The organism is Azospirillum sp. Marseille-Q6669, assembly GCF_965111635.1.
In genome coordinates, this window is sequence record NZ_CBCOOP010000002.1 from 1,075,253 (window position 1) to 1,087,078 (window position 11,826).

Below are 11,826 nucleotides of genomic sequence, written 5' to 3' on the forward strand. Positions count from 1 at the left end.
TCAGCGGATTTCGGAGATCGTGCCGGTCTTGGCATCGAGCAGCACGGTGCTCCAGGTGCCGTTGGCCGACTGGGCCTCCGCCACGTAGTTCTCACCCTGCTTGCGGAAGTCGCGGACCGAGGTGAAGCCGGCGGCGCTGAAGTAGTTCAGCAGAGAGGTCTGCATCAGCTCCTTGCGGTTCTGGCCGCGCTCGGCGCGCTGAGCGGTGTTCGGGTCGACGTTCATGATGACCTGCCGGTTGCCCTGCATGGTGTTGGGCATGGTGCCGGTGGCCGAGCCGGTGGTCCCCATAGCGCCGCTGTTCGGCATGCTGTTGTTCATGTTCCCGGTCGAACCATAGGTGCCGGGCGCCCCATAGGTGCCGGTGCTGCCGTAGGTGCCCGCGGCGCCGGACCCAACGGTGGACTCGGCGGTGCCGCTGGTCACACGGTCGGGCATGCGGCCGTCCGGCATCCGGTTCTGGGTCCGGTCGCTCCACGGGTCGGCCCGCTCGCCGGGCAGGCTTTCCACCTGCGGGCTGGTGGTCGGCAGGCCCGACGGGCTGGAGCGCTCGTAGGGAACCTGCGGCGCGTTGTTCTGATAGGTCTGGGCCATCGCGGCGGGAGCGGCCGCCAGGGTCGCGGCGAGAACGGCGAGGGACAGTTTGGCGTTCATGGCATCCTCTTCTCTCGATACGGCGTCTCGCACCGCCGCAGCGGCGCTGCGCCTTTTCGCCCGCCCGGCCGGAACCGAGCAGGCTGGCGACCCGGACAACAGCGCTCGTCGGCCGTTGTTGCGGTCAAGCCAGCGTTATCGGGAAGCCCCTCCCCCTTTTGGAACCGACCCTACCCAAAAAAAGCTCTTTACTGGAGCGGGGTCCGGGAACCTTTCAGAGCGGAGGCGTGTTCTGCACAATACTGATACGCTCTTCACAGAGTAGGACGTTCAACAGACTGCGCGCCGGACGAGCCGTAATGCGCTTCGGACCGAGCGAGGGAGGTTAGGATGCTCTATTGGGCACTTGTTTTCTTCGTGATCGCGCTGATCGCCGGCGCACTCGGTTTCGGCGGAGTTGCGTCAGCCTCTTCGGGCATTGCGCAAATCCTGTTCTTCCTTTTCCTGATCCTGTTCGCGGCGAGTTTGATTCTGGGCCTGGTCAGGCGCCGCTAGACCCAGCACCCGCCCGGAACCGTCCGGGCGGGCGTTTCCCGCAGCGCGCCCGTGTCCGGCCTTTCACGTCTCGAAGGGCCGGGCTCGCGAGTACCCCGAAAGCCTCTCGATGTTAGCCTCGCACCTGACCGGCAACGCCCCACCCGGAGCGTTGCCGGTTTCTCTGTGCGCTCGGCACGAGCGGCTACGGACATGGGCGGCTATCAAACGACGACGGATCAATCGTCGTCGGTCGGGCTATGCCCTTCCATGAGCTGGCGCAGGGCGCGACGGCCGCGCGACAGGCGCGACTTCACGGTGCCGATGGAGATACCGAGAATGTCCGCCGCCTCGCCGTAGGAGATGCCCTCCAGCCCGATCAGCAGGACCACCTCCCGCTGTTCGGTCGGCAGCAGGCCGAGCGCGCGCTTCAGGTCGCGCAGCTCCAGCCGGACGAACTGGCCGCCATGGGCGGCGCCGATCGCCGCCTGCCCTTCCCCGTCGATGTCCACGACCGCCTGCCGGCGACGGATGCCGTTGATGTGCAGGTTGCGCAGAATGGTGAAGAGCCAAGCACGCAGGTTGCTGCCGGGCCGCCAGAGATGCAGGCGCGACAAGGCGCGCTCCAGACATTCCTGCACGAGATCGTCAGCCAGCGTGGCGTCCCGCACCATGGCCCGGGCGAAACGGCGCAAACGCGGAATTTCCGCCTCGATCTGTGCGATGATCGCCGGATCGGGGGGCGCCAGCGGCGCCGAAGACGCTTCCGCCGTGTCTTCAACGGCCGGATCGTCAGCTTCGACGCCATCCTCGGCTTCGACCGCAACGTTCAACTCGTCCTCGTCCGCACGGCGGCTTCCCATCACCGGCTTGAGGGCGACGGGGTCAAGCGGCGCGGGGCTGCTTGCCGGACGGCGCAAGGAACTCGCGACGTGGTTCGCCATCGGTGGAACGCTGCCTCCTTGTGTACCGAAAGATGTCCCGATCATTCCGGGCGCGTCTGGAAACGCCCGAACCATCGCTCCGGCCCCCGCCTTGCGCCGAATGCGCGCGGGGCATAACCGGATTCTCCAACGACAATCGTCGGTCCATCAGTACGTAATGGCGCACCACAGAGGCTGCCAGTTGGGAAAAAGGCTAAGCCCCTTAACAATTTGGCGAGATTACCCCTAAATGCCATGAATCGTCCGATTGCTCCCGTAGCATTCGATCGGGGATGAGGTATCGTCTCCGGACATACGGGAGGCTTCATGACTTTGCTTAAAAGGAAAAGGCCGGCTGGCTTTCACCAACCGACCTCAAATCTCCTTTGCGGGATAGCCATGTCTATGGCCAACGATGAATTCGCTCATTCATCCATCCGCAGGTCCGCTGCCAGCGGTTCTTCTTCTCTGTGTAGGCGGCGTTTCCGTCCCTTAGCGGAAGTCTTATTTCATTGCGGTCCGCTTCCTCTGTTGGCCGGAACCATATCGCATTACGTCTTTCGTGGACAGCCGGACGTTGGCGCTAGCGCGCCGATCTTCCCGCATACGCCGAAAGACTGGCCGACTTCACCAGTCGGCAAAAGCTGCATCAAGACGGTGAAAAGCGCGGTGGCTCTGGCCGCCGGCGGGTTGATCGCGTCCTTCCTGACGGCGCTGCCGGCCACGGCCCAGGACGCATCGGTCCAGACGGCGGCGGCCCCATCTCCCGTCTTCCAGAGCACGGGTGAGCGCACGATCCGCGCGCTGGAGGCGCTCGCCGGCAAGGGCAGCGCCCGCGCCCAGTATGAGCTGGCCATGCGCTACGAGGTCGGCAAAGGCGTGAACCGGGACGAGCGGATGGCCCTCTCCCTCTATTGCCGGGCAGCCCGCCAGGACTACGCCGAGGCGGCCTACCGCGCCGGGCGCATGCACATGGCCGGGCGTGGCGCGGTGTCGAAGGACGAGGAGCTTGGCCGCTCCTGGCTGCGTCGCGCCGCCCAGCTGGGCAACGAGGACGCGGCGCAGATGGTCAAGCCGGCCAGCGCCTCAATCAGGAGCGCGGCGAGCAAGGCGCCCGACCGCTGCGAACCGCCGAGCGTGCGCTGGGGCGTGATCCGCATGCCGCCCAAGGAAATTCGCGCCATGGTCACCAAGATGGCCCCCAGCTACGGGCTCGACCCCGATCTGGTGCTGGCGGTGATCGCCGTGGAATCCGGCTACCGCGTGGATGTGGTGTCGGAAAAGAACGCCATGGGGCTGATGCAGTTGATCCCCGAGACGGCGGAGCGCTTCGGCGTGACCAAGCCCTTCGACCCCGAGCAGAACCTGCGCGGCGGCATGAAGTATCTGCGCTGGCTGCTGGCCTATTTCGACGGCAACGTGACGCTGGCGCTCGCCGGCTACAACGCGGGCGAAGGAGCGGTGCTCCAATACAAGGGCGTCCCGCCCTACCGCGAGACGCAGGATTATGTGGTCAAGGTCCACAGCGTCTACCCGCGCCGTGTCCATCCCCACGACCCTGGCGTGGTGCGCTCGGCCGGCCTGCCCGCCGCCAAGCAGGAGGAGGTCGCCGAGCTGAGCATCTCCCGCTCCGGCGGCGCTTCGAAACGCTGACACCGAAGCGATAGCCTGAAACGACGACGGCCCGCCGAATGGCGGGCCGTGGATCGTTGATGCCGGAAAGGATGGCGTCCCCTAGGGGATTCGAACCCCTGTTACCGCCGTGAGAGGGCGGTGTCCTAGGCCTCTAGACGAAGGGGACCTTCATCGGGCGAAGCTCGGTTGCCAGCCGAACGAAAGTGGCGTCCCCTAGGGGATTCGAACCCCTGTTACCGCCGTGAGAGGGCGGTGTCCTAGGCCTCTAGACGAAGGGGACAGTCTTTCGTCGTCTGACGACGTGGCGTCGTCGGCGTGGCGGGTTTTTAGCGAACCCACCCTGCCCGATCAAGCCTTTTCTGACAGATCTTTGGCGATTTTCAGAAAAGAGTTCACGACGGCCTGCGGCGTGTCGAAGGCGGTGACCAGACGCAGCAGATCGCCCTCCCAGCGGTAGAAGCGGTAACCCGCCGCCTCCAGCCCGTCGGCCACCGCGGCGGGCAGCCGCAAGAAGACCTCGTTGGCCTCCACCGGATGGGCCAGTTCCGCCCCCGGCAGGGCGGCAAGGCCCTGCGACAGCCGGTCGGCCATGGCGTTGGCGTGGCGGGCCAGTCGCAGCCACAGATCGTCGGCCAGCCAGGCGTCGAGCTGCGCCGACAGGAAGCGGCCCTTGGACACCAGATGCCCGGCCCGCTTGCGCAGGAAGCCGAAATCCTCGGCAAGCGCCGGGTTGAAGAACACGACGGCCTCGGCGGCGAGGCAGCCACCCTTGGTGCCGCCCAGCGACAGAACGTCCACCCCGGCCTTCCAGGTCACCTCCGCCGGGGCACAGCCCAGCCGGGCCACCGCGTTGGCGAAGCGGGCGCCGTCCATGTGCACCGCCATGCCATGCGCGTGGGCGACGTCGGACAGGGCCGCCACCTCCTGCGGACGGTAGACCGTGCCGGCCTCCGTCGCCTGGGTCAGGCTGAGGGCGGCGGGCTGCACCCGATGCACCACGCCGATGCCCGCCCCGGCCAGCGCCGCGGTCAGGGCGGCGGGGGTCAGCTTCCCGCCCTCCCCGGCCAGCGGCACCAGCTTGGCCCCGCCGGTGGCCATTTCCGGTGCGCCGCATTCGTCGACGTGGATGTGGCTTTCCTGGTGGCAGTAGACCGCGCCGTAGGGTGGGACCAGGGCCGACAGGGCCAGCGCGTTGGCCGCCGTCCCGGTGGCGACCGGAAACACCGTCACCTCAGCCTCGAAGAGGTCGCACAGGCGGCGGGTGACGCTGGCGGTCAGCGGGTCCTGCCCATAGGGATCGGCGGACCCGACCGCGGCCGCGGCCAGCGCGTTGACCACCTCCGGCGCGGCACCGGCCACATTGTCGCTGCGGAAGTCATGGATGAAGGCGTTGGTCATGGCGCAGCGGCTCCGGCGGTGACGGTGACGGCGATGGCGCCGGTGCGCGGGTCCATCACATAGAGGCGGTCCGCGGCGTCCGGTATGGTGACGCGGAAGACGACGCGGTTGCCAACCGCCACCGGGTCGCCCAGGCGCGCGCCCGCCGGCAGGCCCAACGTGACCTCCTCCATCCGGCCCGCGGGGGCGGCGGCCCGCTCGGTGTCGGCGCCGGCCCGGCGCTCCGGATCGCTGATGCGCTTGTAGAGTTCGACGCCGAGGAACGCGAAGCCGGCGATGATCATCACGCCCATGATGACGATGAGTGCCTTGAGGAACTGCACGGTTTGGGGTCCACTCTCGCGCGAATGTGAGGAGTTTTGCCGAACGATGCCCGAACGCACCGAATTCGACGACGATGAGGACGAATACACCGGAACGCAGGACGGCGAAACCGGCGAAGGCGCGCGGCAGCGCTGGAGCGTTCCGGACGACGCCGGCGGCCAGCGGCTCGACAAGGCCCTGGCGACGGGGCTTCCCGGCCTGTCGCGGTCGCGCGTGCAGGCGTTGCTGGCGCAGGGCTGCGTGCAGGACGGCAATGGGCGGACGGTCACGGACCCTTCCGTGAAGGTGAAGCCCGGACAAACTTTCGACGTTTTCATCCCCGAAGCTGAACCTGCACAGCCCAAGGCCCAGGACATACCCCTGGACGTGGTCTATGAGGATGAGGACGTGTTGGTGATCGACAAGCCCGCCGGCATGGTGGTCCACCCCGCCGCCGGCAATCCGGACGGCACGCTGGTCAACGCCCTGCTCGCCCATTGCGGCGACAGCCTGTCGGGCATCGGCGGCGTCCGGCGTCCGGGGATCGTCCACCGGCTCGACAAGGACACCAGCGGCCTGATGGTCGTCGCCAAGAACGACCGCGCGCACCACGCGCTGACGGAGCAGTTCTCCGGCCGCACGCTCAGCCGCACCTATCAGGCGCTCGTCTGGGGCGTCCCCTCCCCCCGCGAAGGGCGGATCGAGGGCAACATCGGGCGCAGCAGCAGCGACCGCAAGAAGATGGCCGTGGTCGCCGGCGGCGGCAAGCACGCGGCCACCCGCTACCGCGTCGTCCGCTCCTTCGGCACCGCGCTGGCGCTGGTCGAATGCACGCTGGAGACCGGGCGCACACACCAGATCCGCGTGCACATGGCGCACATCGGCCATCCCATCGTGGGCGACCCGCTCTATGGCAAGGGGCGTGCCGGACGCGCCGGCGGCAAGCACGCGTCAGCCCTGCCGGAACCCCATCGCGAGCGGTTTGTTGGCTTTCCACGGCAGGCGTTGCACGCCGTGGGGCTGACCTTCCGACACCCCGCAACGGGTGAGACGGTCCGCTTCCAGGCGCCGCTACCCACGGATATTAAAGATTTGTCAGATTTCTTAGAATCTCTGTAATCCACTATACCCGCGCGCAGAAGTCGGTTATTCTTCGCGTCAACAGCCACCAACGCTCACGCTTGCATCCGGAACCATCCCCGGCGGATCGAACGGGCAAGCGAACGGCGAGGCGGCGCAGAACAGTGAACGGCCGTGTGCCCGTCAGAAGGCACGAAAAACAGCCGTCGGAGAGGGTCCAACATGGCGACGATATCCAGCGTTCCGGTCATCAGTTCCGAAAGCAACCTCTCGCGCTACCTCCAGGAAATCCGCAAGTTTCCCATGCTCGCGGCGGAGGAGGAGTACATGCTGGCCAAGCGCTGGCAGGAGATCGAGGATTCGGACGCCGCGCACAAGCTGGTGACCAGCCATCTGCGGCTCGTGGCGAAGATCGCCATGGGCTACCGCGGCTACGGCCTGCCGCTGTCGGAGCTGATCTCCGAGGGCAACGTGGGCATGATGCAGGCGGTGAAGCGGTTCGACCCCGACCGCGGCTTCCGGCTGGCGACCTACGCCATGTGGTGGATCCGCGCCGCCATCCAGGAATACATCCTGCACAGCTGGTCGCTGGTGAAGATGGGCACCACGGCGGCCCAGAAGAAGCTGTTCTTCAACCTGCGCCGCCTGAAGGGCCAGATGCAGGCCATCGAGGAGGGCGACATGTCACCCGAGCAGGTGCGCCACGTCGCCACGACCCTCGACGTGCCGGAGCAGGACGTCGTCAACATGAACCGCCGCCTCAGCGCGCCCGACCATTCGCTGAACGCGCCGCTGCGCGCCGACAGCGAGGGCGAGTGGCAGGACTGGCTGGTCGACGAGACGGCGAACCAGGAAATCTCCCTGGCCGAGAACGAGGAGCTGGGCAAGCGGCGCAAGCTGCTGACCGCCGCCATGGAGAACCTGAACGAGCGTGAGCGCGACATCCTGGAAGAGCGCCGCCTGCGCGACAATCCCACCACGCTGGAGGATCTGTCGCAGAAGTACGGCATCAGCCGCGAGCGCGTCCGCCAGATCGAGGTGCGCGCCTTCGAGAAGCTCCAGAAGGCCATTCGCAACGCCGCGGTGGAGCAGAAGCTGGCCGGGTAAGTTAATAACCCTCTCCCCTCTGGGGAGAGGGTGGCCCGAAGGGCCGGTGAGGGGGATGGGCGTGGCGGTACGTCCGGCACAAGCAGATCCCCCTCACCCTAACCCTCTCCCCGGAGGGGAGAGGGAATTCCCTCACGCCCCGGCGGGTTCGGCCAGCTGGTCCTGCTCGTCCGGCGACAGGCCGCCGGCCTCGTCGAACAGGTCGCCGGCAACCTCCGGTCCCCACTCCTGGACCAGCCCGACCTTCACGTCCTTCAGCGCGCCGACCCGCTTTTCGGCGCGCATCACCTCGAAATTCGCCACCATCGGCGGAATGCCGAAATAGAGCGCCCAGCCGATCGCCGCCGACCCGTACATGATCAGCCAAGCCAGCGGGTCCATGAAGATCTTGCCGGCGGCGCCGATGGTGTGGTTGTGCTTCCACAGCTCAATGGCGTAGGGCATACAGCCGCAGAAATTCAGCCCGCCGACGGTGATCGGCGCCGATTTCTCGGGGTCGCGGTCGGTGACGTAGGCGACGATGGTCGGGATCATGCCGATGCCGAACAGGATCGAGGTGGGCAGCACCACCAGACCCGCCGGGATGATCAGCAGGATCAGCGTCAGCATGCTGCCCTTGCGTTTCTTCTTCTTTCCGCCGCTCTTGCCGCCGCGTGCCATGGGTGCCACCCGATCCTTGGTTTGAAGGCCGCCGTCAGAAGGCGAAGAAGAGGATGATGCCGCCGACCAGAAGGGTCGACAGCAGGCTCGACACGATGGCGGCCACCTGCCGCCCGGACGATTCGATGATGCTGTTTCGGTCGCCGATGCTCTGCCGCAGCTTGTTGATCTCGGCGTCGGCCTCGCGGTAGGCGATCTGGGCGGCCTCGAACTCAAGCTTGTCGCGACGCAGCGCCTCCGGATCGTCGACGATCTTCAGCAGATCGCCGAGCCGCCCGTTGTGGGCCGCGGAGTCGGCCAGCTTGCGCACGTTGTCCTGGTGCGGCCGGCTGTGGAAGCGGCGGAAGGCCGGGTCGAGCAGGGAGACCACCCAGGCGGCGAGGTGCGACAGACCGTCGGTGCCGGTGCGCGCCTGCACGTCGGCCAGGATGGTCAGCATGGCGATCACCCGGCGCATCGGCTCGATGCTGGAACCGAGCTGGGTGTAGAGCATCTCATCGGTCCGCCGGTGCCGCACCGCCAGGAAGGCGGCGATGTGGCGGTCGATGGGGTCCTTGTGCCGCTCGCTGCCCGCCCCCGTCCAGTCAAGCGCGCGCAGCAGCTCGGCCGGGTTGGTCGGCATCTGCTTGGCGACCAGCGGGCTTATGCAGGGCATGGTGGGGTTCATCTCGTAGAGCACGCGCTCCACCCCCAGACCGTGGCCCGTGCGGTCCAGCAGACCGCGGACCTGATCGAAGTTCTGCACCATCGGCACGAACTCCGGCTTGAAGTCGCTCTGCACGCTCACCCAGAACATGGGAAGCTGGTTGGCCAGGACCTCGGCCGACGGCTGGGGCGACTCGCCACGCAGGAAGGCTTCGGCCAGCATGGTGCCGATGCCGTCGGGCATCATCGCCTTGCCGCGGTAGCGGATGGGCGCACCGGGATCCAGCGCCATGCAGACGCGGGCGACCAGCCGTTCGGCCATGCTGCCGCCCTTGCCGGTGGTCGAGGCGGTCTGCACCGCGTTCGCCACCGCCTCGGCGCGGGCGTCGTCGCCCATGGAGCGGCGCAGCCATTTGTCCAGCTCGCCGCCCTCGATGACCGTGGCGGCGGGCGCCACATGGCGGGCGAAGGCGCGAGCCAGCGTGCGGCAATGCCAGTAGTCCTGCCCCTGGAACTCCAGCGGGCGGGCGGCGCGGCGCGGCACCTGCGGCTGCTTCGGGCTGAGGCGGCGCCCGGCGACCCAGAGGTCGAGGTCCTGGAGCGTCCAGCGCTGCTTGGGATCGTCGACCAGCAGACCGCGGATCACCTCGCTGATCGCCAACGGCAGGCGCATCTGGCCGACCAGCGCCGGGTAGGACCCGCGTTCGATCTTGGCCTGAAGAATCGCCTCGTCCTCCGCCGCTCCCACCGGGTTGCGCCCCAGCAGCAGGAGCAGCAGCGTGACGCCAAGCGAATAGAGGTCGTCGGCCATGGTGCCGGTGCCGCGCCCGGCCGGCGAGGCCATGCCGCGCTCCACCGTCTCCAGCAGGACCGTCTGGCCGTAGCCGGGCGGGGTGGACAGGCATTCGCCCAGCATCAGGCTGCTGGAGGCCAGATCGCGGTAATAGAGATTGGTCGGGCGGATTGCGCCATGGACCACGCCGCGGCTCGACAGCTCCTTCAGCGCCGCAACCAGCGGATGGATGATCTGGCGGGTCAGATGGTCTTCGGGAATCGGGTCCGTGGTCTCGGTCAGGCTGTTCATCAGCCGCTTGCCCGCCGGACGCTCGAAGATCATGCAGAGGCGGCGCCCCTGGCTCGCCGGCCAGTCCACCATGCCCCAGTCGAGCAGGCGCATGTGGGCCTGGTTGTCGAGGCTGGCGACGGTGGCGGCGATGTCGGTGCGCGCCAGCGTGGCGCCGTGGCCGATGATGGCGAAGGCTTCGGAGCGCTTGTCACGCAGCGGCTTGGCCGTGTAGGCGTTGCCGCCGATGGTGTTGAGGGCGGCAAGCGGCGCGCTGGGGTGGATTTCGTACCGCTCGGCCAGCTTGACCGGCTCGGCGTTCGCCATCATCCGATCCGCGGCGGCTGCGGTCATGGCATCGGATGGCATGGCGTTCGAATCCCCGGAGCCTGCGAGCGTGTGCCAGCCTTAGTCGCTCGAAAAGGGCAAACAAATTGTTAACGCAGGGGTAAGTGGTCGCCGCGGGCCCCCTCCCGACCTCTCCCCGCTGCGCAGGGGGAGGGTTGGGTGGGGGCTCACCCCAACCACTCGCCAACCGCGTTTGCGGCTCAATCCTGGAACGGATCGTTCATCAGGATCGTATCGTCGCGCTCCGGGCTGGTGGACAGCAGGGCCACCGGGGCCTGGATCAGCTCCTCGACATGACGGACGTACTTCACCGCCTGGGCCGGCAGCTCCGCCCAGGAGCGGGCGCCCTGGGTGCTGTCCTTCCAACCCTCGAAGGTCTCGTAGATCGGCTCGACGCGGGCCTGGGCGCCGGCGTTGGCCGGGAAGTAATCCAGCTCCTGCCCGTCCAGACGGTAGCCGACGCACACCTTGATCTCGTCGAAGCCGTCCAGCACGTCCAGCTTGGTCATGGCGATGCCGTCGATGCCGCCGGTCTTCACCGCTTGGCGCACCATCACGGCGTCGAACCAGCCGCAACGGCGCTTGCGGCCCGTCACCACGCCGAACTCCTTGCCACGCTGGCCGATCAGCTCGCCGACGTCGTCGAACAGCTCCGTCGGGAACGGGCCGGAACCGACGCGCGTCGTGTAGGCCTTGCAGATGCCCAGCACATAGCCGACGGCGCGCGGGCCCATGCCGCTGCCGGCGGCGGCGTTGCCGGCCACCGTGTTGGAGGAGGTGACGTACGGATAGGTGCCGTGGTCGATGTCGAGCATCTGGCCCTGGGCGCCTTCGAACAGGATGCGCTTGCCGGCGCGGCGCAGCTCGTCCAGCGTCTTCCAGACGACCGAGGCGTAGGGCAGCACCTGCGGGGTGATCTCGCGCAGCGGGTCCAGGATGTCGGCCGGGGTCATCTCCGGTGCGCCCAGGCCGCGGAGCAGCAGGTTGTGATGGGCCAGCAGGGCGTCCACCTTCTCCTTCAGCACCGCCTCGTCGCCGAGGTCGCACAGGCGGATGGCCCGGCGGGCCACCTTGTCCTCATAGGCCGGGCCGATGCCACGGCCGGTCGTGCCGATCTTGCCGGCGCCACGGGCCTCCTCGCGCGCCTTGTCGAGCGCACTGTGGACCGGGAGGATCAGCGGAACGTTCTCGGCGACCTGGAGCGTGGCGGGGGACACGTCCACGCCCTGGCTCTTAATCGCCGTCACTTCGCGGATGAAGGCCCAGGGGTCGAAGACGACGCCGTTGCCGATGATCGACAGCTTGTTGGAGCGAACCACGCCCGAAGGCAGCAGGCTCAGCTTGTACGTCACGCCGTTGATCACCAGCGTGTGGCCGGCGTTGTGACCGCCCTGGAAGCGCACCACCACGTCGGCCCGGCTGGACAGCCAGTCGACGATCTTGCCCTTGCCCTCGTCGCCCCACTGGGCGCCGACCACCGCCACGTTGGCCATGTGTGTCTCCGCAAAAAAAGAAGGCAGAAAGAAAACGTTGCCC

General features: G+C 67.6%; 11 protein-coding genes and 2 tRNA genes. 4 read left to right on the forward strand and 9 right to left on the reverse strand.

Going from position 1 to position 11,826, the window contains the following annotated elements:
• Window positions 1-654, reverse strand: coding sequence for a hypothetical protein (locus tag ACWPXE_RS16375; RefSeq protein ID WP_454018668.1), 654 nt, complete (start codon window positions 652-654; stop codon window positions 1-3).
• Between the two features lie 330 nt (window positions 655-984).
• On the opposite strand from ACWPXE_RS16375, the gene ACWPXE_RS16380 reads away from it, so the two are divergent.
• The gene (locus ACWPXE_RS16380) at window positions 985-1,149 is read left to right on the forward strand and encodes a DUF1328 domain-containing protein (RefSeq protein ID WP_188260038.1); all 165 of its coding nucleotides are present in this window, start codon (window positions 985-987) and stop codon (window positions 1,147-1,149) included.
• Between the two features lie 218 nt (window positions 1,150-1,367).
• Here the strand turns inward: ACWPXE_RS16380 and ACWPXE_RS16385 are convergent, their stop codons facing one another.
• A complete protein-coding gene (locus ACWPXE_RS16385) occupies window positions 1,368-2,072 on the reverse strand; it encodes a sigma-70 family RNA polymerase sigma factor (protein ID WP_237903277.1) in 705 nt (234 codons plus the stop codon).
• A 648-nt stretch (window positions 2,073-2,720) separates the two neighbouring features.
• Between ACWPXE_RS16385 and ACWPXE_RS16390 the strand changes: the two genes are divergently transcribed.
• Window positions 2,721-3,704, forward strand: a complete 984-nt coding sequence (locus ACWPXE_RS16390) for a transglycosylase SLT domain-containing protein (protein ID WP_454018669.1) — start codon at window positions 2,721-2,723, stop codon at window positions 3,702-3,704.
• A gap of 72 nt (window positions 3,705-3,776) precedes the next feature.
• Here ACWPXE_RS16390 and ACWPXE_RS16395 read toward each other — a convergent pair.
• From ACWPXE_RS16395 to ACWPXE_RS16410, 4 genes are all read right to left on the reverse strand, one after another.
• Window positions 3,777-3,852 (reverse strand) — tRNA-Glu (locus ACWPXE_RS16395).
• A 38-nt stretch (window positions 3,853-3,890) separates the two neighbouring features.
• Window positions 3,891-3,966, reverse strand: a tRNA-Glu gene (locus ACWPXE_RS16400).
• A 68-nt stretch (window positions 3,967-4,034) separates the two neighbouring features.
• Complete coding sequence (locus tag ACWPXE_RS16405) at window positions 4,035-5,084, reverse strand: threonine aldolase family protein (protein ID WP_454018670.1); 1,050 nt, start codon at window positions 5,082-5,084, stop codon at window positions 4,035-4,037.
• Entirely contained in the window at window positions 5,081-5,407 is a 327-nt protein-coding gene (locus ACWPXE_RS16410; RefSeq protein WP_454018671.1) for a hypothetical protein, read from the reverse strand. Before ACWPXE_RS16410 ends, ACWPXE_RS16405 begins: the two co-directional genes overlap by 4 nt.
• Before the next feature lie 46 nt (window positions 5,408-5,453).
• Between ACWPXE_RS16410 and ACWPXE_RS16415 the strand changes: the two genes are divergently transcribed.
• Both ACWPXE_RS16415 and rpoH read left to right on the forward strand, forming a co-directional pair.
• Window positions 5,454-6,506, forward strand: a complete 1,053-nt coding sequence (locus tag ACWPXE_RS16415; RefSeq protein ID WP_454018672.1) for an RluA family pseudouridine synthase — start codon at window positions 5,454-5,456, stop codon at window positions 6,504-6,506.
• A gap of 183 nt (window positions 6,507-6,689) precedes the next feature.
• Window positions 6,690-7,574, forward strand: a complete 885-nt coding sequence (gene rpoH, locus ACWPXE_RS16420; protein ID WP_237903271.1) for an RNA polymerase sigma factor RpoH — start codon at window positions 6,690-6,692, stop codon at window positions 7,572-7,574.
• Between the two features lie 132 nt (window positions 7,575-7,706).
• On the opposite strand, the gene ACWPXE_RS16425 is transcribed toward rpoH, so the two are convergent.
• From ACWPXE_RS16425 to ACWPXE_RS16435, 3 genes are all read right to left on the reverse strand, one after another.
• Entirely contained in the window at window positions 7,707-8,234 is a 528-nt protein-coding gene (locus tag ACWPXE_RS16425; RefSeq protein WP_454018673.1) for a hypothetical protein, read from the reverse strand.
• Window positions 8,235-8,268: 34 nt separating this feature from the next.
• On the reverse strand, window positions 8,269-10,311 hold the full coding sequence (locus ACWPXE_RS16430) for a serine/threonine-protein kinase (RefSeq protein ID WP_237903269.1): 2,043 nt from the start codon (window positions 10,309-10,311) through the stop codon (window positions 8,269-8,271).
• 179 nt (window positions 10,312-10,490) lie between these two features.
• Window positions 10,491-11,783, reverse strand: coding sequence for an adenylosuccinate synthase (locus ACWPXE_RS16435; protein WP_014240872.1), 1,293 nt, complete (start codon window positions 11,781-11,783; stop codon window positions 10,491-10,493).
• Window positions 11,784-11,826 lie beyond the last annotated feature (43 nt).

Excerpts from the sequence above, each read along its gene's own strand:
- ACWPXE_RS16415 (WP_454018672.1), top strand. The coding sequence starts at position 5,454 with ATGCCCGAACGCACCGAATTCGACGACGATGAGGACGAATACACCGGA.
- ACWPXE_RS16425 (WP_454018673.1), bottom strand. The coding sequence starts at position 8,234 with ATGGCACGCGGCGGCAAGAGCGGCGGAAAGAAGAAGAAACGCAAGGGC.
- ACWPXE_RS16375 (WP_454018668.1), bottom strand. The coding sequence starts at position 654 with ATGAACGCCAAACTGTCCCTCGCCGTTCTCGCCGCGACCCTGGCGGCC.
- ACWPXE_RS16435 (WP_014240872.1), bottom strand. The coding sequence starts at position 11,783 with ATGGCCAACGTGGCGGTGGTCGGCGCCCAGTGGGGCGACGAGGGCAAG.
- ACWPXE_RS16385 (WP_237903277.1), bottom strand. The coding sequence starts at position 2,072 with ATGGCGAACCACGTCGCGAGTTCCTTGCGCCGTCCGGCAAGCAGCCCC.
- ACWPXE_RS16380 (WP_188260038.1), top strand. The coding sequence starts at position 985 with ATGCTCTATTGGGCACTTGTTTTCTTCGTGATCGCGCTGATCGCCGGC.
- rpoH (WP_237903271.1), top strand. The coding sequence starts at position 6,690 with ATGGCGACGATATCCAGCGTTCCGGTCATCAGTTCCGAAAGCAACCTC.
- ACWPXE_RS16405 (WP_454018670.1), bottom strand. The coding sequence starts at position 5,084 with ATGACCAACGCCTTCATCCATGACTTCCGCAGCGACAATGTGGCCGGT.
- ACWPXE_RS16430 (WP_237903269.1), bottom strand. The coding sequence starts at position 10,311 with ATGCCATCCGATGCCATGACCGCAGCCGCCGCGGATCGGATGATGGCG.